Annotated in this window: 12 protein-coding genes; 6 read left to right on the forward strand and 6 right to left on the reverse strand. The window is 70.0% G+C overall.

The genetic code is table 11. The features are described from left to right. Positions 1 to 154 precede the first annotated feature (154 nt). Positions 155 to 14,038, forward strand: coding sequence for a hypothetical protein (locus OXG55_02820; GenBank protein MCY4102190.1), 13,884 nt, complete (start codon positions 155 to 157; stop codon positions 14,036 to 14,038). A 93-nt stretch (positions 14,039 to 14,131) separates the two neighbouring features. Here the strand turns inward: OXG55_02820 and OXG55_02825 are convergent, their stop codons facing one another. Further along, positions 14,132 to 16,141 (reverse strand): FAD-dependent oxidoreductase, encoded by a 2,010-nt coding sequence (locus OXG55_02825; protein ID MCY4102191.1) that lies wholly within the window; start codon positions 16,139 to 16,141, stop codon positions 14,132 to 14,134. Between the two features lie 206 nt (positions 16,142 to 16,347). Here OXG55_02825 and OXG55_02830 point away from each other — a divergent pair, with 206 nt between their 5' ends. The 3 genes from OXG55_02830 to OXG55_02840 are packed head-to-tail and all read left to right on the forward strand — an operon-like array spanning position 16,348 to position 17,778. Further along, entirely contained in the window at positions 16,348 to 17,100 is a 753-nt protein-coding gene (locus OXG55_02830; protein ID MCY4102192.1) for an aspartate/glutamate racemase family protein, read from the forward strand. 45 nt (positions 17,101 to 17,145) lie between these two features. After that, entirely contained in the window at positions 17,146 to 17,394 is a 249-nt protein-coding gene (locus OXG55_02835) for a hypothetical protein (protein MCY4102193.1), read from the forward strand. After that, the gene (locus OXG55_02840; protein ID MCY4102194.1) at positions 17,395 to 17,778 is read left to right on the forward strand and encodes a hypothetical protein; all 384 of its coding nucleotides are present in this window, start codon (positions 17,395 to 17,397) and stop codon (positions 17,776 to 17,778) included. A gap of 234 nt (positions 17,779 to 18,012) precedes the next feature. Here OXG55_02840 and OXG55_02845 read toward each other — a convergent pair whose 3' ends face one another. The 5 genes from OXG55_02845 to OXG55_02865 form a co-directional block, all read right to left on the reverse strand. Beyond that, entirely contained in the window at positions 18,013 to 18,996 is a 984-nt protein-coding gene (locus OXG55_02845; GenBank protein ID MCY4102195.1) for an alpha-ketoacid dehydrogenase subunit beta, read from the reverse strand. A 178-nt stretch (positions 18,997 to 19,174) separates the two neighbouring features. Further along, complete coding sequence (locus OXG55_02850; protein ID MCY4102196.1) at positions 19,175 to 20,116, reverse strand: thiamine pyrophosphate-dependent dehydrogenase E1 component subunit alpha; 942 nt, start codon at positions 20,114 to 20,116, stop codon at positions 19,175 to 19,177. A 244-nt stretch (positions 20,117 to 20,360) separates the two neighbouring features. Next, positions 20,361 to 21,122: a glucose 1-dehydrogenase gene (locus OXG55_02855; protein ID MCY4102197.1), complete on the reverse strand. Its 762-nt coding sequence runs from the start codon at positions 21,120 to 21,122 to the stop codon at positions 20,361 to 20,363. After that, complete coding sequence (locus OXG55_02860; protein MCY4102198.1) at positions 21,119 to 21,367, reverse strand: lipoyl domain-containing protein; 249 nt, start codon at positions 21,365 to 21,367, stop codon at positions 21,119 to 21,121. The genes OXG55_02855 and OXG55_02860 overlap by 4 nt, the downstream gene beginning before the upstream one ends. A 174-nt stretch (positions 21,368 to 21,541) precedes the next feature. After that, positions 21,542 to 22,213 (reverse strand): RraA family protein, encoded by a 672-nt coding sequence (locus tag OXG55_02865; protein ID MCY4102199.1) that lies wholly within the window; start codon positions 22,211 to 22,213, stop codon positions 21,542 to 21,544. Positions 22,214 to 22,368: 155 nt separating this feature from the next. On the opposite strand from OXG55_02865, the gene OXG55_02870 reads away from it, so the two are divergent. Both OXG55_02870 and OXG55_02875 read left to right on the forward strand, forming a co-directional pair. Next, positions 22,369 to 22,785 carry a RidA family protein gene (locus OXG55_02870; GenBank protein ID MCY4102200.1) on the forward strand — a complete coding sequence of 139 codons (417 nt, stop codon included), beginning with the start codon at positions 22,369 to 22,371 and terminating at the stop codon, positions 22,783 to 22,785. 116 nt (positions 22,786 to 22,901) lie between these two features. Further along, positions 22,902 to 24,203: an alanine racemase gene (locus OXG55_02875; protein MCY4102201.1), complete on the forward strand. Its 1,302-nt coding sequence runs from the start codon at positions 22,902 to 22,904 to the stop codon at positions 24,201 to 24,203. Positions 24,204 to 24,216 lie beyond the last annotated feature (13 nt).

Raw genomic sequence — 24,216 nt, forward strand, 5'->3', positions numbered from 1 at the left:
CGGAGATTCTCTGCTGGCCCGATCGGCCGCCGCCGCGGGGGCGGCGGGATACTGGGGGTGTCCAGCCCGGCGGTTAGCCTGATGGGCGCCTCCCGGTGCGGCCCGGCGGGCGGCTGCCGGCTCGAGGCGGCCCGGAGCCACTAGGCGGCCGCCGATGATGGGCGTCTCCCGGTGCGGCCCGGCGGGCGGCTGGCGGAGGTTGCTGCCGCTCGTCTCGGTGGCGGGGTTGCTGGGCGCTCTGCTGCTGGCGGCGCCGGCGCCGGCCGCCGCGCAGACCACGCCGACCATTACGGCCGCCTACTCGTCCTTCTTGGGGCCGGAGGGCGACGCGGGCCACACCGACGTGACGGTGACCTTCACGCTGACCAACCCGAACGATGGCTCGACCAGCTTCCAAGTCTGTCTGAGCGGCACCGCCGCGCTGGGCGACGACTACGAGTACACCGACACAGCCGGCGACCCGCATATCCTCGACTCGAACGGGTGCCACAACATCAGTTTCTCTTCCGGCGGCACTCACGGGACCGGCCCCCATCAGTACGTCACCAAGCTGCGGATCATCGGCGACACGGAGAACGAGCGCCGGGACGACACCATCATCGTGACCATCGGATCGGCCACCAACGGGGCCACGGTCCCCCGGCCGACCGACATCTACACCATCGTCAACGACGACTGGGAGGCCAACGCCGACGGCAGCTGGCCCGTGCCCGAGAACTGGGGGCTGACTCCCAGCGGCCTCGAGCCGGGCGACCGGTTCCGGCTGCTGATCAAAACCTGGTGGCGGACGGCGGCCACCCACCACGAAATCGCCAGATACGACGAATTCGTCCACACGGTCCTGCGCAACGCCGTCCACCCGGTTCTCAAGGACAGACAATTCGTGACGGCCTGGCAGGCCGTGGGCAGCACGCCCACCACCGACGCCCGGGACCACCTGGGCATGTGGTCCGACGGCGCCTGGACCGACACCAACACCGCCGAGGACCCGAACGCCAACACCGCCGTCTACTGGCTCAGCGGGGCCAAGGTGGCGGACAACTACGCCGAATTCTGCAGCGCCTCCTGGGACACGACCGGCCATGTCCCCACGTCCGACGAGAACGGCAACCAGGGCGCCAACGAGAACCCCTGGACCGGCTCCCGACCCGATTGCACCGGCAGCAACTTCCAGCTGTCCAAGCAGCACGTCCGGGTGGGCGGCGTCGGCGGGCCGCTGACCGAACCCGGCCCGAACAAGAACTTCCTGCGCGACGAGCAGCGCCAGATCTTCGGCCTGTCGCCGGTGCTGCTGGTCACCGAAGCGCCCGCGGTGGAGACCGGGCCGAGAGTCACCCTCGCCCTGACGAATGCGGCCCGGACGGAGGCAAGGACCGCGGGGCCGGAGGGGAATGCGGGGCTGGACGACGTTTACCTGCGGATCACGGCGCTCGACCTGAACCCCGGCCAGACCGACGTCAGAATCTGCCTGGGCGGCGCCGCCACCCTGGGCGTCGACTACAAGTTCACCAACTATCACAACGACAATGATGTATTCGGCGTGGTCAACGGATGCCTCACCCACTATATGAGTCGGATCGGCAACCGGGCCGAGGGAGTCGTCGTCCAGCGGCTGCGGGTCGTCGGCGACGCGGTGAAGGAGTCCGACGAGACCATCACCGTGACCGTCGTGTCGGCCAGCAACGGCGTCAGCGTCTCCGAGCCCACGGTCACCTACACCATCGAGGACGACGACACGCCCGAACTCTCGGTGAGCCTGTCCGCCACCGAGGGCGCCGAGGGCGATTCGCCATTCAACGACGTCACGGTGCAGGTGGGCATAGCTCCCACCCACTCCGCCGGCACGGGCATAAGGCTCTGCTTCTCCGGCACGGCGACCCGCGGCAGCAGCGGCGACTACCAGATCACCAGTCTCAGCAACAATCCCTGGAGCATCGACGCGGAGGGGTGCGCAAGGTACAACCTGGCCGGCGGGTCATCGGGCAATTCTCTGAAGTTCCGGATCAGGGGCGACCTGGTAGCCGAACCCGACGAGACGATCATCGTCACGGTCCACAGCCATACCCCCGGAGTGCGCACAGACGCCGACCGGCGCACCGCCACCTACACCATCACCGACGACGACCCGGAACTCTCGGTGCGGCTGGGTGAGACCGCGGCGGCCGAGGGCAACACGGGCCATACCGACGTCAGTCTGTTTGCGAACCTATCGGTCACGAAGCTGCAGCACCATCACTTCCGGATCTGTTTCTCCGGCACGGCGACCCGCGGCTCCGGCGGTGACTACATCGTCATCGGGTTGGACGGGCGGGAGTTGGGGGTCGGCGCCGACGGCTGCGGCCCCACCATCGGGTACGGCGCCGCCGGGGATCTCCATTTCAAGATCCGGATCCTCGGCGACACGGTGCCCGAACGGGACGAGACGGTGGTCGCTGTCATCGAGAGCCGCTCGGCCGGTCTGGGCGTCAACCCCGATCAGGAGACGGTCACCTACACCATCGAGGACGACGAACCGAGAATCGGGGTGAGCCTGGGGTCGATCTCTGGCGCAGAGGGCGACTCCGGCGGGACCGACATCGATTTGAACATCGAAATATCTCCCCCCCTGACCGAGCTCACCTGGATACATCTCTGTTTCACCGGAACGGCGACCCACGGCAGCGACGGGGACTGGGTCTACTACAACCCTCCCAACGACACCAGTCTGTGGACGCTCGGAGCCGACAATTGCGAAGCCTTCAGCCTGCCCGCCACATGGACAGGGCATCGGCTCAAGCTCCGCATTATCGGCGACACGCTGCCGGAACCCGACGAGACGGTGACCGTCACGATCAACAGCCTCACCGAAGCCACCGGCGTCGACCTCGACAAGCGCACCGCCACCTACACCATCCGGAACGACGAACCCACGCTCTCGGTACACCTTGCGTCGGACGAGGGAGACGAGGGACACAGCGGCCTGACCGACGTCAACGTGGACGTGAAGTTGTCGCCCTTCCGATCCGAGGCCACCAGCGTGAAGCTCTGTCTGTCCGGCACGGCAACGGAGGGCAGCAGCGGCGACTACCGGGTCTCGGACCACCACAACCGTGACTGGAGTTTCGACGCCGGCGGGTGCTCCGGCGCCTTTTCCCTGGCGGCCGAAGCAGTGGAGCACTCGCTGAAGCTCCGCATTGCCGGCGATACCGTCCCCGAAGCCGACGAGACGGTGACCGTCACTGTGCACAGCGAAACCGCCGCCGTCGGCGTGGATCCCGAACGGGGCTCGGCCACCTACACCATCCGCGACGACGAGCCGCGGCTGCGGGTGACCCTGGGGCAGAGCGCGGGCGACGAGGGCGATACGGGTCATACCGACGTCAGCGTGCACCTGAACCTTTCGCCGCCCCTGGCGGCGCCCGCGGCCGGCATAAAACTCTGCCTGACCGGCACGGCCGCCCGGGGTGCCGGCGGGGACTACCAGTTCGTGGATGCCCGCAGCCCTCCCGTGACCATCGGCGCGGACGGCTGCAGCGGCGCGTTCTCCCTGCCCGCCGGAACAACGGGCCGGTCCTTCAAGCTCCGGATCAGCGGCGACAACGCCGGCGAGGCCCACGAGACGGTGACTGTCACCGCGCGCAGCGACAATGCCGCCGTCGGCGTGGACCCCGAACGGGGTTCGGCCACCTACACCATCCGCGACGACGAACCCATGCTCTCGGTGCGCGTCTTGCCGACGTCGGGCACCGAGGGCGACTCCGGCCTGACCGACGTGGCCGTGGACGTGGACCTGTCCTCCGCCCGCTCCGAGGCCACCAGTGTGAACATCTGCTTCTCCGGCACGGCAACGCTGGGCGCCGGCGGCGACTACCGGGTCTCCGACTACAACGACAATTACTGGACGATCAACGCCCAGGGGTGCAGCGGCGCCTTCAACCTGAATGCCGGCGTGACGCACCACGGGCTCAAGCTCCGCATCAGCGGCGACACGGTTCCCGAAGCCGACGAGACGGTGACCGTCAGCGTTCACAGCGAGACCCCCGGAGTGGGCACAGACGCCGACGGGGGCACCGCCACCTACACCATCACCGACGACGAACCGCAACTCTCGGTGCGGCTGCCCAGGACCGCGGGGGCCGAGGGCAATACGGGCCATACCGACGTCAGCCTGGTGACGAACCTCTCGGTCGCGAAGCTGGCGCACCATCACTTCCGGCTCTGTTTCTCCGGGACGGCGACCCACGGCGCCGGCGGGGACTACATCGTCATCTCGTGGGACGGGCAGGAGATGACGCTCGGCGGCGACGGCTGCGGCCCCACCATCGGGTACGGTCGCGCCGGGGATCTCGGTTTCAGGATCCGGGTCCTGGGCGACGCGGTGTTCGAACGGGACGAGACGGTGGTCGCTGCCATCGAGAGCCGCTCGGCCGGTGTGGGCGTCCGAACCGGCCGGGGCACGGTCACCTACACCATCACCGACGACGACAGCGGCCTCAATCCCGACGGCACCCGGCCGGTCCGCGCCGACTGGGAGCTCAAGCCGGCGGGCTTGGACGTCAAGAGCAAGTTCCGCCTGCTGTTCAAGACGTCCACCCGCACCCAGGCCGGCGCCGCGGACATCGCCGACTACGACGACTTCATCCGCACCGCCCTGGCCGCCACCGGCCACGGCCGCGACCCGGCCTACCGGCAGGGCTGGAAGGCCGTCGGCAGCACCGCCGCGGTGGACGCTCGCGAGCACCTGGACATGTGGTCGGGCGGCGCTTGGACCGACAAGGACGCCAGCATCCCCATCTACTGGGTGAACGGCAACAAGGCGGCCGACAGCTACGCCGACCTCTGCGACGGCAGCTGGGACAGCGCCGGACAGCGGGACGCCCGCGACGAGGCCGGCAAAGCCGCACTCATCGACGGGCCCTGGACGGGCTCCGACAACGACTGCACCGGACACGCCAACCACCTGGGCCACGCCGCCTCGGTGCGGCAGGGCGCCAGCGCCGGCCCGCTGAGCCACGCCGCCGGCCCCCCGGCTGACCGCCACACCATGTTCGCCCTGTCTCCGGTGTTCATTGTCACGCCGGCCGAGCCTGTCCACGTCTTCTTCGAACCCAGGGACTCGGTCATGACCGAGGGTCTCAGTACGGACCCGGCGGCCGTGGACATGCGGCTGAGCCGGGCCTTGAGCGCCGGCGAGTCCCTGACTGTCCAGCTCAGCCAGGACCACATCGGCAAGAAATGGGACTACGCCCTGGCCGGCGCGCCCGCCGGGGTGACCCTGGACGCCGCCGCCGGGCGGCTCACCATGAACGGCGACGCCGCGCCCCAGACCGTGACCGTCAACGTGATCGCCCGCGACCACCTGGTTGCGGGCGACCAGCAGGGCGCCGCCGGCTTCTTCATCCAGCTGGACTCGGTCAAGGGCGGCACGACGGCGGTCACGGCGGACACGGGCGCCGACAACCGGCTGCTGCTGGCAGTCAACGACGGCGACACCACCGGGCCGAGGGTCCGCGTGTCGGCGTCGCCGACCACGGCGCGGGAGGGCGCCAGCGTCACCCTCACCTTCACCCTGAGCGCCGGCCGCAGCGAGGACACGGCGGTGCAGTTCGTGGTCGCCCGCAGCGGCCAGGAAGTGGGCGCGCCCACCGGAACCGGGGTCAGCGTCGCGGGCGGCATCGCCACCGTCTCCATCCCCGCCGGCCAGACCACGGCCACGGCCACCCTGCCCATCGTGGACGACGCCGACATCGAGGACGACCACCACATCTATGTCATGCTGGGCGACCAGCCGGCCGGGGTGCGCGCCGGCGCCCGCGCCCTCGGGCCGGGCTTCGCCAGGGTCAACATCCAGAGAACGCCCGTGGTCTCGCTGAACCTGGCGTCCGCCGAGGGGCCGGAGGGCGCCACGGGCTATACCGACGTCAGGGTGGACGTGGACGTGGATCCCACCCACACGCAGGCCATCAGCCTGGAAATCTGTTTCATCGGAACGGCCACCCGCGGCGCCAGCGCGGACTACCAGGTCACCGGCCTCGTCAACAATCCCTGGACTCTCGACGGCGACGGGTGCAGTTCCGCCTTCACCCTGCCCCCGGGCGCGGCGGGCGCTTCCCTCAAGCTCCGCATCCGGGGCGACACGGACGTTGAAGACGACGAGACGGTGACGGTCTCCCTGCTCACCACCACCGTCGAAATCGCCGTCGACCCGGCCACGGCCACCTACACCATCCGCAACGACGACGTCGGCGTCGCGCTGAGCCTGACGGCCACCGAGGGGCAAGAAGGCGGCACGGGCTACACCGACGTGGGCGTGCAGGTGAGCATCGCTCCCGTCCACACCGCGGCCGTTTCCCTGAAGCTCTGTTTCACCGGAACGGCCACCCACGGCGCCAGCGCGGACTACCAGGTCACCGACCTGGCCGACAGTCCCTGGACTCTCGACGGCGACGGGTGCAGTTCCGCCTTCACCGTGCCCCCCGGCTCGGCGGGCACTTTCCTCAAACTCCGCATCCGGGGCGACGCGGACGTGGAAGACGACGAGACGGTGATCGTCGCCGTTTCCACCACCACCGCCGGCGTCGGCGTTCACCCCGACCGGTCCACGGCCACCTACACCGTCCAAGACGACGACATCGGATTCTCCATCACCCTGGCGCGAACCGAGGGAGCCGAGGGCAGTTCGGGCCATACCGACGTCGACCTGACCGTGGGCCTCAACAGAACCTTGGAGTACACCGCCGAGTACCGGCTCTGTCTCGCCGGAACCGCGACGTACGGCGCCGGCGCCGACTACCAGGTCTGGCGACGCTCCTTTGCGGCGATTCTCGATGACGACGGATGCCTCAGCGGCGGCGTCCGCTTCGGCGACACGAGCTACACGCTCCGACTCCGGGTCAACGGCGACGCGGACATCGAATTCGACGAGACCGTGGTCTTCACCGTTTCCAGCAGCACCGCAGGCGTCAGCGTCCAGCCCGGCCGGGACACTTTGACCTACACCATCCGCGCCGACGAACCCGCCTTCTCGGTGAAACTGGCGCAAGCCGAGGGCGTCGAGGGCGATTCAAGCTATGCCGAGGTCGGCGTGACGGCGACCCTCTCCGGGGCCGCCTCGGGGACCAAGTGGGCGCGGCTGTGCTTCTCCGGGACGGCAGCCCACGGCAGCGGCGGGGACTTCCGGGTCTTCACTGCGGGCGGGGGCGAGCTGGGTGTCGGCGGGAACGGCTGCGCCACGCCCTTCCGGTTCTCCGGCAACGGCGATGTCCTCATCAATCTCCGCGTCTCCGGCGACACCACTCCCGAGCAGGACGAGACCATCATCGTCACCATTGTCCCCCACACCCCGGGCGTCGCCGTCGTCCCCGGCCATTCCACCGCCACCTACACCATCACCAACGACGAACCGATGTTCTCGCTGAGCCTGCCCACCGCCGAGGGGCCGGAGGGCGATTCGGGCCACACCGACGTCGCCTTCGCGGTGAACATCCCCACCGCCCTGACGACTGCCCCCCCGTACACTATCTGCTTCGGCGGAACCGCGACGTACGGCGCCGGCGAGGACTTCACGGTCGTCAACGACCGCGGTGCTCCGTTGGGCGTTACCAACAAGTGCGCCAACCACGCAATACGTCGCAACGAGAGCAGCCGCGCCCTGTTCTTCCGGGTGCGGGGCGACGCGCAGTTCGAGCCCGACGAGACGATCATCGTCACCATCACCAGCGGGACGGCCGCAGTCGGCGTCGTGGCCGGCCAGTCTTCTGGCACCTACACCATCCGGAACGACGAGCAGAAACTCAGCTTTTCCCGCAGCGAATACATAGCGTTCGAGGGCACCGTTCTCGGCGCGGAGATGCGCCTGGCCAAGCCACGCACCGAATGGACCAGTTTCACCGTCGTGGTGACCCCCGGCACCGCCACGGCCGGCCAGGACTATGGAACCAGCACGAACACCCGGCTCAGTGTCGGCATCCCGCCCGGCACGACCGAGAGCGCTTTCAACATAGGAATCAACAACGACCAGACGGAGGATGACGGCGAAACCTTCACGATAGAGATTGACGAGAGCACAGTGCCCGCCGGAGTCACAGTGGGCAGCCCGAAGCGGGCCACGGTCACCATCCGGGAAGGCATTACGGTAGGCTTCGTCACCTCCACCACGCTTGTGTCTGAGAGCGCGGGGGATCACGACCTGACGGTCAGCTTCTCCCGAGCGAGCCCCGCCTTCACCCTCCATTACACGACGCCGGGTAGCACGGCGGTCTGCGGCTACGACTACACCATCTGGACCCGCGCCGGCGGCAACTGCAGTCGGAGCATCGAGGTGGCCAGCGGGGCGGAATCCGTCCGGATGCCGTTGAGCATCAAGGACGACGACGCGCCGGAGCAATCCGAGCTAATCAGGATCAAGCTGCAGTCCGACCATGCCGGCGTCACGGTGACCACGGGCGGTGCAGAAAGTCATGCCGTTCTGATCAGCGACAACGACACCCCGCCGGAAGCCCCGAACGTGACGGCGAGCCTGTCCGACGTGGCCTCGGGCCGGGTGGAGAGCGTGATCGAAGGCACGCGCCGGGTCCTGGACATCGCGGTGGACCCGGCGGCCAAAGCCCGCTTCCACCTGTACGCCACCGTGGCCCACAAGGCCAACCCCGATCCGACCCTGCGCCAGCCCTTCACCATCGACGACACGGAAAGCGCGGACATGGCGCAGCTGGAGCATGTGATCTACGAGTTCGCGCCGGGCGCCACCGCGGGCGAGCTCGTCTTCGGAACCGTCGACGACAACATCGTGGAAGACGACGCGACCATCACCTTCACCCTGAAGAAGAGCGGCGCCGCCCGGGGCGTCGACATCAGCTCCAGCAAGGGTTCCATCGACGTATTGGTCCGGGACGACGACTCGGCGGAGGTGTACTTCTACCGGAAAACCGATGGCGGCAATATTTTCGTGCATCTGAAACGGCCGGTGGAGTTCCGCATCAAGATCAATGTCCACAAGACGGATGGGAGCATCGTCACTGGGGAATTGGGGGATCACAAGAAGGATGCCGCTGACAGACTCCTCGTCGCCGTGGACACGGAGACCGCCGATTTCGCCGAAATCGATTACGTCCACATCGAGGTGCCGAACTCGGCCCGGCATGACTGGCTCTACACCGGACACCCCTGCATCGTGTCTACCGAGATGGACGGGTCCGTCGCGCCCGCCGACCGGCCCGACTGCGGCAGCGACATGAACGCCTACACGGTCCGGCGCGAACTCGCTAAGCCCGCCGCCACCGCGCCGACGGTGAAACTGGCGGCCGTTGCGCCGGTCCCCGTGTCGGGCGCCCCGTCGCGCAACGCCGACGGCTCCTACACCGTGCCGGCCGACTGGCCGCTGGTCCCCGGCAATCTGGAACCCGGCGACAAGTTCCGGCTGCTGTTCCGCACCACTAGCCGGTGGAGTCCGACCGGAACCAGAAACATCTCCACCTACGACGGTTACGTGCAGTCCGAGATCACCGGCGGCAGCCTGGACGCCATCAAACCCTACGCCGCGGACTTCAAGGTGGTGGGCTCCACCAGACGCCAAGGTGTTGGCGTTGACATCCGGACTCACCTGGACCTGCGCTCCGGCGGCAACTGGCGCCCCGGCATACCCATTTTCTGGATGGACGCCCAGGGTGACGGCAGGCTGGTCGCCGACGATTACGAGGACTTCTGCGACCGGGAGCAGGAACTGGAGGACGCGGACAACAGCCCCCAGATCTGGTGGAAGAACGACAACCTGGCCGACCAGCGCAACGAGGACGGCGCGAGTCACACCGACAGCAACGCGCCCTTTACCGGCAGCAACAACGACTGCACCCCGCATTTCCGCCACCTGGGCTACGCGGGCCACAACGTCTACGGCGCCCACCGCGACGGGCGGAGCGGCGGGCCGCTGAACACCGGGATCCGGTCGGACTACGACCAGGCCTCTCTCTACGGTATGTCGCCGGTGTTCGTGGTGGGGCCGCCCGCCAGAGTGTTCGAGGGCGGCAGCCTGATCTGGAGCCTGACGGCCACCCCGGCGCCCGCCGAGCCGCTGGTGGTCTGGGTGTGGGCCAGCCAAGCCGGCGGCGACTTCGTGGACCGCCGCTACCTAACCCGGCGCGACGTGGTCATCCCCACCAGCGGGAGGGCGACCGTCACCATCCCCACCGTCAACGACGATAAAGAGGAGAACGACGGCTGGGTGGAGCTGGAAATCCTCCGCCTGTACGGCAGCGGCGGCTTCACGGTCGCTGGGGGAGACGGCGGGCGCAGCCTGCGCCTGCCCGTGCTGGACGACGACGGTGATGGAACTCAGGGAGTGCCGCTGTCGGCGGAGCCCCCGGCCGGCGACCCGGAGGTGAACATCACGTCCACCCTCACCGCCGGCGTCGAGGGCCGTGCCGTGGAGTACCGCCTGACCGCCAATCCGCGCCCCGCCGCGGACCTGACCGTGACGGTGACCATCGGCCAGACCGGAGACTTCGTGGCGGCCGGCGAGCTGGGACGGCGGAAGGTGACCATCACGCCCCGCGGCATCAAGGACATCATCATCCCCACCGTCGACGATGCAGTGGACGAACCCGACGGCGCGGTGACGCTGACCATCGAGACGGGCAGCGGCTACACCGTGGGACCGTTGTCCGCTGAGACCCTGACCGTGGCGGACAACGACGCGCCGCCGCCGCCCGAGCAGCCCCAAGTGGACACCTCGGAAGTGGAGCAGCTGATCCAGCAGATGATCGTCCGGCACCGCGACGTGACCGGCAACGCCGGCGCGCTGGCCAACTGGGAGAAGGCCCTCAGGTCGGTGCGCGGCGAGCCCGGCGGCTTCACCATCGCCGAGCTGGAGGCCCACGCGGCGTCCGTGGAGGCGGGCGCGCCGCGGGAGCGCTGGCAGAAGGTGCTGGACATCGTGAAGCAACTGGCAGCGGCGGCGCAACAGCAGCTAACGCCGCCTCCGCTCCCAGAGGTCAGCGTCGCCGCTGGAGCGGGCGTCACCGAGGGCGGCTCGGCCTCCTTCACGGTCACTGCCGACCCGGCGCCGTCGGCCCCGCTGAGCGTGAGTGTCACGGTCAGCCAGACGGGCGACTTCGGCGCGGCCACCGGCGTCAAGTCGGTGAGCATCCCTACCGGCGGCTCGGCGCAGTACACCGTCGCCACGGTAGGCGACGAGGTTGACGAGGCCGACGGATCGGTGACCCTCACGGTGAACGCCGGCGAGGGCTACACCGTGTCGTCGAGTCACGGCACCGCGTCGGTGGCGGTGGCCGACGACGACGACCCGCCGGTGGGGACGCCGGAGATCAGCGTCGCCGCTGGAGCGGGCGTCACCGAGGGCGGCTCGGCCTCCTTCACGGTCACTGCCGACCCGGCGCCGTCGGCCCCGCTGAGCGTGAGTGTCACGGTCAGCCAGACGGGCGACTTCGGCGCGGCCACCGGCGTCAAGTCGGTGAGCATCCCTACCGGCGGCTCGGCGCAGTACACCGTCGCCACCGCAGGCGACGAGGTTGACGAGGCCGACGGATCGGTGACCCTCACGGTGAACGCGGGCGACGGCTACACCGTGTCCTCCGGCCACGGCTCGGCGTCGGTGGCCGTCGCGGACGACGACGACCCGGCGCCCGCGGTTGTGCCGACGGTGAGCGTCACCGGCGGGGCGGGCGTGACCGAGGGCGGCTCGGCCAGCTTCACGGTCACTGCCGACCCGGCGCCGACGGCCGCGCTGACTGTCAGCGTGACGGTCATCGGGAGCGGCGACTTCGGCGCCGCGGCGGGCGCGGCGACCGTGACGGTCCCCGTCGGCGGCAGCGTGTCCCACGCCGTGGCCACGACCGGCGACAGCGCCGACGAGCCCGACGGCTCGGTCACGCTCACGGTGGACGCGGGCGGCGGCTACACGGTGTCGCCGGCCCGGCCCGCGGCGACGGTGGCCGTGGCCGACGACGACGACCCGCCGCCGCCGAGTTGTGTCACCGGCGACGCGGCGCTGCTGGGGCAGGTGCTGGCGAAGACCGCCGATCCGTGGGGCGGGGCGCGCCCGGATCTGGTGGAGACGTTCACCCGCGCCTACGACACGATGCTCGGCGACGACGACTACACGGTCGCGGACCTCAAGGCCCGCCCGGACCGCCGGACGCCGAACTGGCAGGGCGCCGGCCCCAACGCGCTGTGGCAGAGCATCTACGCCGAGTTGGACAGCCTCGAGGCGTGCCGCGAGTCGGCGGGCACGCCGCCGCCGCCCGCGGCGGCGCCGGAGGTCAGCGTGACCGCCGGGGCGGGCGTCGCCGAGGGCGCCGCCGCGTCGTTCACGGTGTCGGCGAGCCCGGCGCCGTCGGCGGCGCTGACGGTGGTGGTGACGGTCACTCAGGCCGGCGAGTTCGGCGCCGCGGTCGGCGCGCGGACCGTTGAGGTCCCCACGGGCGGCAGCGTGAGCCTCACGGTGGCCACGGCCGGCGACGGCGTCGAGGAGGCCGACGGGTCGGTGACGGTGACGGTCAACGCGGGCAGCGGCTACACCGTGTCATCGACGGGGGGCGCGGCGACGGTCGCGGTCTCCGACGACGACCAGCAGACCCCCACGCCTCCGCCGCCGCAGGTGCCCGAGGTCGGCGTGACCGCCGGCGGCGGGGTCACCGAGGGCCAGAGCGCCTCGTTCACCGTCTCGGCGAGCCCGGCGCCGTCGTCCGCGTTGGCCGTGACGGTGACGGTCACCCAGAGCGGCGACTTCGGGGCTTCGACGGGGACGAGGACCGTCGTCGTCCCCACCAGCGGCAGCAAGTCCTACAGCGTCGCCACCGTCGGCGACGATGCCGACGAGCCGGACGGGTCGGTCACCGTCACGGTGAAGGCGGGCAGCGGCTACACCGTGTCGTCGTCCCAGGGCGCCGCGACGGTGACCGTGGCCGACGACGACGACCCGCCGCCGACGCCGGTGCCGGTGGTCAGCGTCACCGCCGGCGGCGGCGTGACCGAGGGCGGCACGGCGCGCTTCACCCTCACCGCCGACAGAGCGCCCGCCTCGCCGCTGTCGGTGCGGGTGACGGTGACCCAGAGCGGCGACTTCGGCGCCTCCGCGGGCACCAGGACCGTGACGATGTCCGGGCGCGTCGCCCGCGTCAGCGTCGCCACCGTCGGCGACGGCGCCGATGAGGCCGACGGGTCGGTCACCGCCACCGTCGAAGCCGGGCAGGGCTACGCGGTCTCGTCGTCCAAGGCGACCGCCTCGGTGTCGGTGGCCGACGACGACGCCACGACCGTGGCCCTCGCCGGCGCCGCCGGCGGCAGTGTGGCCGAGGACGGCGGCGCCCGCGAGGTCACCCTCGCCCTCGGCCGCGCCCTCGCCGCCGGCGAGTCCCTCACGGCGCCGCTGTCGGTGACCGGCGCCGCCGCCGGCGGCCACTACACGCTCGCCCTCAAGCAGGGCCAGGGCCTCAACGGGCACGTGACGCTGCTCACGGGTGCGCCCCACAGCGCCCAGAACCCCGCGGTGGCGTTCGCCGCGGGCGCCCGGACGGCGACGCTCGTGCTGACGGCGCTGCCCAACGACGACACCGCCGAGCGCACCGTGCGCATCGCCTTCGGCGCCGGGCGGCGCGCCCCCACCGGCCAGGGCCTCAACGGCGGCGTCGCCGCCAGCGGCGGACCCGTCGAGGTCGCCATCGCCAACGACGACGCCCCGCCGCCGCCGGACACCGACCTGCCCACGGTCACCATCGACGACGCCCGCGACGTCGAAGGCGACGTGTTCTACCTCGGAGGGCTCCTGGAGTTCCGGGTCACCCTCAGCGAGGCGTCCCCCGAGCCGGTCACGGTCACATGGGCCACCGAGGAGGGCACCGCCGACAGCTATGTCGACTTCGCCGAGGTCCGCGGCAGGACCCTCACCTTCGAGCCCGGCCGGACCCGCAAGACCATCATCGTGCTCATCTCCGGCGACCGCAGGCGCGAGGCCGACGAGACCCTGAAAGTGGTCCTGTCCGGCCCCGTCGGCGCCACCATCGCCCGAGGAACCGCCACCGGCACCATCATCGACGACGACTAGCGCGTTAGCGGATAGGCGGCTGCCACCCAACGACGTCATTCCGGCGAAGGCCGGAATCCAGCGCTGGCCTGTCGTGGGCTGGCGGCGGGCCGGTCAGATCTCGCGTCCGGCCTTCTCGCCCTCGTAGATGGCGATGATGGTGCGCCGGGGGGCAACGGCGTCACCGACCTGGTGCACGGCGGGGTAGGCGCCCTCGATCTCGCGGAACAACGCGTCGTTGGGCGTGCGCAGCAGGCTGAGCACCACGGTGTCCACCGTCTCGCTGCGGCGCCAGCCTCCCCACATGCTGTACACCTCGGCCTCGGCGCCGTTCACGGCTTCGACGAACGCGTTGGCCGTGAGACGCACGCCCTTGCCCTCCAGGCGGGGATAGATGTGGCTCCCCTCGAGGGCGCCGGCGACGTTCTCGCCGACGACGGCGCGGGGGCAGACCACCTCGACGGAGGCCCCATGGTCGGCCAGCAGTTCGGCGAGCCCGAGGGGCAGGTACTCGCCGGTGTCGTCCACGATCAGCACGCTGCCGCCGAGGGCGGCGGGATCTTCCAGGGCCGCCACGATGGCAGAGCCGATGTCAACGACGTTGTCCTGGTCGGCGCCCGGCAGTTCGTCCCGGTCGGTGCGGGTGACGCTGAATCCGGTGCAGTCCCAGGTGGATCCGGTGGCGCAGACGACCGCGTCGGGGGCCTCGCCGTCCAGCAGCTCCCGGGTGACGTCGACGCCCGTGCGCACCTCCACGCCGCCGGTGCGCATCTCCGTCAGGAGGTTGTCGATGGCGTCCTGCCAGGCCGTGCGCGTCGGCAGGTGCTTGATGAGGTTGATGTGGCCGCCGAGCTCGTCGGACCGCTCGAACAGGACCACCCGGTGGCCGCGCCTGCCGGCCACGGCCGCGCTCTTCATGCCGGCCGGCCCGCCGCCCACGACCACGACCTTCTTGGCGCGCTCGCTGGCGACCGCTTTCAGCGACCCTTCGCCCCATTCCGCCTCCCGCCCGGTGACCGGGTTCACCATGCAGAAGATGTCGCGCTGCTGGAAGTTGCGCAGGATGCACTCGTTGGCGCCGACGCAGATGTGCGTCTCGTGCTTGCGCCCTTCCTGGGCCTTGCGGACGAGCGCGGGGTCGGTGATGTGGGCGCGGGTCATGCAGACCATGTCGGCCCAACCGTTCGCCACGATGTCGGCGGCCATGTCGATATGCCGGATCCGCCCGACGATGAACACCTTGGCGCGGTCGCCGACCACCTCCTTGGCGCGCCTGCCGAAGGGGATCATGAAGCCGTCGGGGACCGACATGGGTGCAACCGCCAGGTGAAGGTTGTGGTAGTTGCCCCCCGACAGGTCGAAGAAGTCGAAGTGGCCGGTCTCGGCCAGGATGTCCAGGATCTCCTCGCTCTGTTCGCCGGTGATGCCGGCCTCGCCGGCGAACTCGTCGAACGACAGGCGGATGCCCATCGTGAAGTCGCCGACCTCGCAGCGGACCGCGTCGGCCACCTCGATGGCGAACCGGCAGCGGTTGCGCACCGATCCGCCGTACTCGTCGGTGCGGCGGTTGTAGAACGGGCTGAGGAACTGGGCGATGCCGTAGCTGTGGGCGCCGTGCAGTTCCACCCCGTCGAGCCCCGAGCGCTTGACGTTGCGGACCGACTGCACGTAGCCCTCGATGAGCGAGCGGATCTCCCGCTTGCCGACCACGTGGGGGATCTCGTTGTGGATCACCGACGGCACCCGGGAGACGCCCCAGAGGGGATGCCAGGGCGAGAACATGTGGCCTTTGTCCTGCACGCCCATGATGGCGAGTTCGATGAACATGGCGCAGTCGTGTTCGTGGACGGTCTCGGCCAGGCGCTCCATCTGGGGGATGCAGCGCTCCTCCCAGGCCGTGATGCAGTTGTAGAACGAGCCCAGGCTGAGTTCGTGGGCGGCGTGCTGCTCGCTGATCAGCAGGGCGAGGCCGCCCTTGGCCCGCTCGCGGTAGTAGGCGATGTGCCGGTCGCTGAGGACGTGGTCCTTGCTGTAGGCGAGGCTGTGCGCGCTGGTCATCACCCGGTTCTTGAGGGTCGTGGCGCCCACCTCCAGCGGCTGCCACAGGACATCCAGATTCGACATCGTCAACCCCCCTCGGATCGGCCCGCACGCAGGGTGTTCGGCCCCGCCGCCGAACAGTACTCCCCGGATTCTCTGGATCCCGGCCTGCGCCGGGATGACGGTCGGGGCGTGTTCGGTCCCCCGGCCGACGCAGGGTGTTCGGTCCCCCAGCCGAACAGTACTCCCCGGATTGGCAGCGGGCGCGGGGAGGCGTCAGACTGCCGGGTATGCGGATCAAGTACATCATTCCGTTCCCTTTCGAGGTGGGTCAGGACATCCGATCCGCTCAGGTTCCCAGCGATCTGCTCGGCGAGGGCACCCACGTGGAGTGCGTGCCGGTGCGGAACACTGCCACGCTGGTCGACTGCTACTACGAGGACCTCATCTTCGAGATGTACATCGTCGAGGCGGGCCTGCGCGCCGAGGAGGAGGGCTACGACGCCGTCGTGATGGACACCGTGTCCGACTCGGGGCTGGCGGCGCTGCGCTCGCGCCTGTCCATTCCCGTGTTGGGCCCCGGGCTGGTCTCCTACGCGGTCGCCATCATGCTGGGGAGGCGCTTCTCGATCATCACGATGTGGGACCAGTGGCGCCACCTGTACGAGAAGAACCTCGACACCTACCACCTCTGGGGGCACTGTGCCTCGGTGCGCGCGGCCGGCATCCGCCCCGACATGGAGGAACTGCTGAGCGGCAAGGAGGAGACGGTCTTCCCCCGTCTCACCGAGGAGGCCCGGCTCGCCATCACCGAGGACGGCGCGGATGTGATCCTGCTCGGCTCCACGACCATGCACCAGGCTGCCGACCACCTCGCTCGCCATCTGGATGCCCCGGTGATCAACCCCGGCCCGGTCGCCATCAAGATGGCCGAGGCGATGGTTCTGCTGGGTCTCAGCCACTCCAAGGTGGCGTTCCCCTCGCCGGCCGTGATCCAGGACGAGAAGTTCTTCTCCCTCGTCTCCGCTCCGAAGCCGGAGTAGCCGAGGCGTGGCCTAGCGTCGCGCGAACTACGTATACTTAGGCGTATGCCGAGGATGCAGGTGTACTTGCCCGAGGATCTTCACGCCGAGGTGAAGGCACACGACCTTCCCGCTTCGGAACTTCTGCAGGAGGCTGTGCGTGTCGAACTCCATCGCCGCCAGCTGGCCCGAGCAGGAGAGGAGTACCTGTCGGAGCTGCTCGCAGAGGTGGGAACCCCGGACGCTGCGCAGACCGCGTGGGCGCGGGAGTTGGCCGAGCGGCTGGCTCGCCGCGCTGACCGGAGGGCGGGCTGATTGGCCTTGGTCCTCGATGCCGGCGCCGTCTCGTTCCTGGCCGGCCGGTCGCTTCGTGCGGCGGCGCTGATCGAGGCGCTGCGCCAGGAGGGTCTCTGGCCGCCGGTGGTCCCGACGCCGGTGCTCGTGGAGTGTCTGCAGGGTGACCCGGGCAGGGACGCGCCGACGAATCGGCTGCTCAAGTCGTGCGACGTCCTCGAACGCGTCGACGAGCGCGTCGCCAGGCGAGCGGCCCGACTCCGGTCCCGGTCCGGGCGTGGCTCTGCGGTCGACGCGCTCGTCGTGGCCGTCGCCGAGCCGGGCGGCTCCGTTCTGACGACAGACCTCGGTGATCTGCGCGCACTCGCGGCCTGTGCGGCCGACGTGACGGTCGAAGGTCTGTAGAGCGTGCTCGGACAGGACACCACCACCGACCGAGGATTCCGAGCCGTGAACTCCCGCCAAGACGCGGCATTCGAAAACCGAGAACTGCACCCGCCACCACCGACCGAGGATTCCGAGTCGTGAACCCCCGTCATTCCGGCGAAGGCCGGAATCCAGGCTCCGGCGATGCGATTCGCGCCGCTGCAGTCGACTGCAAAGCGGCTGGTCAGAGCCGATCCCCGCACGCTCTCAGGGTTACCCGGCCGGGAGCTGTTGGGTCAGGGCCCGGAGAGCGGCGTCCACGATGGCGTCGGTGCCGGGTACGACGGCGCCCTCGAGGGGTGGGCTGAAGGGGATGGGAGCCCGGGCGGCGCCGACGCGGACGACGGGGGCCTTCAGGTCCGCGAACAGTTCCTCGCCGATGCGGGCGGAGAGCTCGGCCCCGTAGCCGCCGGTCAGCCAGGCCTCGTGGGCGATGACGACCCTGCCGGTCTTGGACACCGAGGCGACCACGGTCTCGAAGTCAAGCGGCCACAGGCTGCGCAGGTCGATCAGCTCGGCGGCGATGCCGTGCTCGTCGTTGAGGGTGGCTGCCGCGTCCGCGCCCCGCAGTGTCATGGCCGAGTAGGTGATCAGGGTCACGTCGGTGCCTTCCCTGGCCACCGAGGCCGAGCCCAGCGGTACTCGATGGTCGCCCTCGGGCACCGGGCCCCGCTTGGCGGTGATCGACTTGTTCTCGAGGTAGATGACCGGGTCGTCGTCATCCATGGCCGAGCGCAACAGGCCTTTGGCGTCGGCTGGATTGGATGGCGCCACCACCTTCAGCCCGGCGATGTGGGTGAACAAGGATTCCAGGCTTCCGGAGTGCTGGGCGGCGGACGAGCGCAGGATGCCGTCGGAGGCCCGCAGGACCAGCGGCACGCTGACCTGGCCGCCGGACATGTAGCGCATCTTGGCGGCCTGGTTGACGATCTCGTCCATGGCGCCCATCGTGAACTCCAGGAAGCTCATCGACGCCACCGGTCGCAGGCCCGTCATTGCCGCGCCGACGGCGGCGGACATGATGAGCGCCTCGGAGATCGGCATGTCGATGATCCGGTCGGGGCCGAACTCGTCGAGCAGGCCCCGGAACTGCCCGAAGTTGCCGCCCCAGCTGATGTCCTCGCCCAGCACGATCACCCGCTCGTCCTCCCGCATGGCGAGGCGGGTGGCGTCCACAGTGGCCTGGCCGAACGACATCCGCTTCACAGGCGGACCTCGGGGTGTGCCGGGAGATCGGCGCGAACGGACCGCCGTGCCGCTGGAAGGTGCATCCCGGCCTTCGCCGGGGTGACGGACGTTCTCGCCGGAATGGCGGAGGATGCCGCCGGGGTGGCGGCGTCCCCTGCCGAGCCGGCGGAGCGCATCGTCTGGAGATTCACGCCAGCGTCCCCCGAGGGTCGTCGGTGTAGACGTAGCGCAGCGCGGTCTCGGGCGCAGGGTCGGGCGAGGTCGCGGCGAACTCCTCGGCCGCAGCGGTCTCGGCCCGGGCGGCCGCCCAGACCGACTCCACGCCGGCGGCGTCCAGCCACCCCGCCGCAGTGAGGGCCTCCTCCAGCCGGGTGATCGGATCGGCCGCCTTCCACCGCTCCACCTCGGCGTCGTCACGGTAGACCTCGGCGTCGCCGACGTAGTGGCCGCTGTGGCGGTAGGTGACACAGTTGAGCAGCGACGGACCGACGCCGCCGCGGGCCGCCTCGACGGCCGCGCCGACAGCGGCGTACACGGCGCCGGCGTCGTTGCCGTCGACGGTCGTCCCGGGCATGGCATAGCCGGTTGCACGGATCGCCAGGTCCTGCACCGCAGAGGTGCGGCTGATGGCCGTGAACTGGGCGTACTGGTTGTTCTCGCAGACGAAGACGACGGGCAAAGATTTCACCGCGGCGAAGTTGAGCGCCTCGTGGAAGGTGCCCTTGTTGATGCCGCCGTCGCCGAAGAAGCAGACCGTCACCTGCCCCGAGCCGCGGCGCAACGCCGAGAGTCCGGCGCCGGCGGCGATGCCGAACCCGCCGCCCACGATGCCGTTGGCGCCGAGCATGCCGAGGCTGAAGTCGGCCACGTGCATCGAGCCGCCCCTGCCGGCGTTGGCGCCCGTCTCCCTGCCGAACAACTCGGCCATCAGCCGGTCGGGACGCATGCCCTTGGCGATGGCGTGGCCGTGGCCCCGGTGGGTGGAGGTGACGTAATCGTCGTCCCGGAGGTTCTGGCAGATCGCCGCGGCGATCGCTTCCTGGCCGAGGTACGTGTGTACGAACCCAGGGAGTTTCCCTGCTGCGAACAACTCCGTGACGCGTGTCTCGAAGACGCGGATGCGGACCATCGTGCGGTGAATGTCCCGAGCGGCCGCATCGGTGAGGCCGGTGAGCGTCGCAGGACAGGCGGGCGGGCTCACTTCATCCTTCCGTCTCGGACGTCGCGGTACGCGCCGACAGCGGCCGGCGGGGTCGCGGAGTGGTCTCCCCGGCCGGACCGGCGGGCCTGGCTCGGCGGCTCGGCGGGCTCACCGGGCTCACCGGGCCGCATCCTCGCCCGACCCGGCTGGCGTGGCGGGGCCGCTCGGCTGCTCACTGGGCCAGGTAGCCGCCGTCGACGGCCAGGATGTGCCCGGTCACCATCGCCGCGGCCTCGGAGGCCAGGAACACGGCAGGACCCACGATCTCGTCGGGTTGCCCGATCCGCCCGAGTGGCGTGCGCGACTCCCAGTCGGCCCGCATGTCGGGCTCCTTCTCCCACTGGGCCAGCACGATGGCCGACTCGAACTGCGACGGGGCGATGGCGTTGACCCGCACGCCCTGCGGTGCCCATTCGATGGCGAGCGTCCGGGTCAGTGCCACCACCCCGCCCTTGGAGGCCTGGTAGCCGAGGCTGCCCGGGAACCCGGCCAGGCCGCCGACAGAGGCGATGTTGATGATCGACCCCGAGCCCGCGGCCACCATGTGGCGCCCTGCCGCCCGGCAGGCGAGATAGGTGCCCCGCAGGTTGATCTCCATGACCGAGTCCCACAGGTCCTCGGGGTAGTCCACGGCGGGGGAGCGTCCCCCGACGCCGGCGCTGTTCACGAGTACGTCGATCCGGCCGGCCTCGGCCACCAACCCGTCGACGGCGGCGGCGACGGCAGCGGCGTCGGTCACATCTGCCGTGACGGCGTCCGCGTTCTCCCCGATCGATCGAGCCGCCTCGTCGTTCCCGGCGGCGTCGCGATCGACGCAGCGCACCCGGGCGCCCGCCTCGGCGAGCCCGGCGGCGATGGCCCGGCCCAGCCCGCTGGCGGCGCCGGTGACGAGCGCGACCCGCCCGGCGAGCGAGAAGCGGTCCTGAGCGCTCATGTGACCACGTGGCCGATGGTCGCCCCGACGTCGACCTCGACATCGTCGTGGGGATCGGCCTCGATGACGATCTCCAGCGTGCCGGTGGCCGGTGCCTCGATCGCCGTCTCGGCCTTCTCCGACTCCACGATCACCACCTCCTCGCCCGTCTCGACGCGCGCACCGGACTCGCGAAGCCACTCCACGAGGATCACGCTCTCCACGACGCCGGAGTGCGGCACGAGGATCGGCGTGCGCCCGCTCACGTCCTCAGTCGCCCTGCTCGTTGCCGGTGCCTGGGTTCCGGCCTTCGCCGGAACGACGAGGCAGGTAGCCCGAGGCCCTTGTAACTGGACCACCGGAGACGGAGAGGCAGGAACGTGGCGGATGGAACGACGAGGCAGGTAGCCCGAGGACCTTGTAACCCGCCTCAGCGGCCATCAGATGTAGCCGTGCTTCTCGAGCCCCTCGGCGGGGGAGAGGCCGCGGCGCATGTCCTCGCGCACCAGGTCCTCGCCGGCCATCACGGTCTCGGAATCCGCCAGCACCTGGGCGGCCTCCGCACCCGGGATCACGAGGATGCCGTCGAAGTCGGCGTGGATCACGTCACCCGGGTGGATCTCGACGGCGCCGATGGTCACGGGCACCTGCGTGGCCGCCATCTCCCAGCGCCCGATGGCGTTCAGCGGCGACATGTCGCGGTAGAAGACCTGCAACCCGATGTCGCGCAGCCCGTCGGTGTCGCGGAGGTTGCCGTCGAGGATGACGCCCACGCAGCCGTGTACCTGCGCGGCGTTGCCGGTGAGTTCACCGAAGTGGCCCACGGGGCTGTCGCGGTTGACCGACACCAACACGTCGTCGGGCTGGATGCCGTCGAACATCCGCAGGTAGGAGTGGATGCGCTCGACGCCCTCGGCCCACGGCAGGCGCTCGTCGAACCCGACGCCGAGGACCGTTCTGGCTATCCCGACGATCCGTTGTTCGGGGAACAGCGGCCGCAGATACGAGGGCAGGACCTGCTCGCGGCCTCCGGCCCGGTAGATGGCGTCGCAGACTGCTGTCATCGGTATGCGCCGGAAGCGCTCGCACAACTCCGAACGGGGGACCCCCACGGCTTCCGACCGTAGTCGAAGCCTCCTGCGGGCGGGTCCGGGCCGGTTGGCGCAGGCGAACACCCGCAGGCGGGACCGATCCTCCTGCGTACGGGATGGGGACACCGCGTCTACAGTCTCCCAACCGACCGCGAGCACCCTCGGGAGGGCACATGATGCGCGTCTACGAGGTCCCGGACGGCCCGCCGGGACATCCGTTCCTGTCGCCGGTGATCAGGGCGGGGGACTTCGTCTTCGTGTCGGGCAACGCCGGGCTTCTGCCGGGTAGTACGCCGACCGGCGAGGACGGAAGCTGGCAACCGGGCGCCCTCGTGGAGGGTGGCATCGAGGCCGAGACCCGCCAGACGCTGGAGAACATCAAGACGGCCCTCGAGGCCGCCGGGGCACAGATGTCCGACGTCGTCAAGGTCAACACCTTCCTGCGCGACGTCGACCGCCACTTCGCCGCCTACAACGAGGTCTACTTGGAGTACTTCCCGACAGAGCCGCCCACCCGCACCACGATCGGGGCGAAGATCTACGGGAACATCCTCGTCGAGATCGAGTGTGTGGCCTACGCGCCGGAGTCCTGAGAGCCGGCCAAGTCATGCAGCGGATCGAATCGATCGTCATGCCGGCGAAGGCCGGAATCCATGCAGCAGCGACTCGCACGGCGCTGCGGGGCGACAACGCAGGGAGCGAATGAGCCATGACCAGCGAGCAAGCCGGCTGGAGCCGGCACTACGACGTTGCCAACGCCGATCTCGGGTGGCAGTACAAGGGCTGGCCGCTGTCACCGGGCGTCGCCGACCTCGAGTCGGTCGCCTCGGCGGGCTTGAACCTCTTCGGAGACGACTTCATGTTCCCGGTGATGGTGATCTCCCACAGCGATCTGGTGCACAACATCGAGGTCGTCGCCCGGTTCTGCGCCGACAGCGGCGTGTCGCTGGCGCCGCACGGCAAGACCACCATGTCTCCCGAGTTGTCCCACCTGCAACTCGAGGCGGGCGCCTGGGCCATCACCGCCTCCACCGGCAGCCAGGCCCGCATCTACCGGGCCTTCGACATTCCCCGGATCCTCATCGCCCACCAGGTGGTGGACCCGGCGGCGGTCACCTGGATGGCCGACGAGCTAGACGCCCATCCCGAGGTGGAGTTGTTCTGTCTCATCGACTCGGTGGAGTGCGTCGAGGCGATGGAGGCGGCGCTGGTCGGGCGGCCCGCGGGGCGGCCTATCGACGGCCTCGTGGAGCTCGGCATGATGGCGGGCCGCACGGGCTGCCGGACGATCGAGGGGGCGGTGCGGGTGGCCGAGCGGATCGCCGCTTCCGACCGGATGCGCCTCGTCGGTGTGGAGGGCTACGAGGGGATCCTGCACTTCTGTGGAGACGACTTCAGCGAGGTCGACGAGTTCCTGGTCCGCATGCGGGAGCTCACCGATCGGCTCGCCGCCGCCGGGCACTTCGACCACCTCGACGAGGTGATCGTCACCGCCGGCGGCAGCATGTTCCCCGACCGGGTGGTGGCCATCCTGGGCGGCGACTGGGACATCGGCCGACCGGTGCGGCCGGTCATCCGCCCCGGTGGCTACGTGACCCACGACTCGAAGATGTACACCGACTCGGGCCCGTTCGGCGTGCGGGCGCCGATGGACACCTACCCGGCGCTGCGCCCCGCGCTCACGCTGTGGTCCTACGTGGTGTCCCGCCCGGAGCCCGACCTGGCCCTGCTGGGTTTCGGCAAGCGCGACGGCTCATACGACGTCGACATGCCCATGCCCGAGGTCATCCGTCGCGCCGGCGAGATGCACGACGTGGGCGGCGGGCTCCAGATCTTCGAACTCAACGACCAGCACGCCTTCGTGCGCATCGCCCCGGGGTTCGACCTCCGAGTCGGCGACCAGGTCGGGTGTGGGATCAGCCATCCCTGCACCTCGTTCGAACGCTGGCGGGCCATCCCGGTCACCGACGACGACCACAACGTCGTCGGCTCGGTGCGCACCTTCTTCTAGTTGCGTCGATAGG

The sequence above is a fragment of the bacterium genome (assembly GCA_026708055.1).
Taxonomy (GTDB): domain Bacteria; phylum Actinomycetota; class Acidimicrobiia; order Acidimicrobiales; family CATQHL01; genus VXNF01.

Excerpts from the sequence above, each read along its gene's own strand:
- OXG55_02820 (MCY4102190.1), top strand. The coding sequence starts at position 155 with ATGATGGGCGTCTCCCGGTGCGGCCCGGCGGGCGGCTGGCGGAGGTTG.
- OXG55_02825 (MCY4102191.1), bottom strand. The coding sequence starts at position 16,141 with ATGTCGAATCTGGATGTCCTGTGGCAGCCGCTGGAGGTGGGCGCCACG.
- OXG55_02830 (MCY4102192.1), top strand. The coding sequence starts at position 16,348 with ATGCGGATCAAGTACATCATTCCGTTCCCTTTCGAGGTGGGTCAGGAC.
- OXG55_02835 (MCY4102193.1), top strand. The coding sequence starts at position 17,146 with ATGCCGAGGATGCAGGTGTACTTGCCCGAGGATCTTCACGCCGAGGTG.
- OXG55_02845 (MCY4102195.1), bottom strand. The coding sequence starts at position 18,996 with ATGTCGTTCGGCCAGGCCACTGTGGACGCCACCCGCCTCGCCATGCGG.
- OXG55_02850 (MCY4102196.1), bottom strand. The coding sequence starts at position 20,116 with ATGGTCCGCATCCGCGTCTTCGAGACACGCGTCACGGAGTTGTTCGCA.
- OXG55_02855 (MCY4102197.1), bottom strand. The coding sequence starts at position 21,122 with ATGAGCGCTCAGGACCGCTTCTCGCTCGCCGGGCGGGTCGCGCTCGTC.
- OXG55_02870 (MCY4102200.1), top strand. The coding sequence starts at position 22,369 with ATGCGCGTCTACGAGGTCCCGGACGGCCCGCCGGGACATCCGTTCCTG.
- OXG55_02875 (MCY4102201.1), top strand. The coding sequence starts at position 22,902 with ATGACCAGCGAGCAAGCCGGCTGGAGCCGGCACTACGACGTTGCCAAC.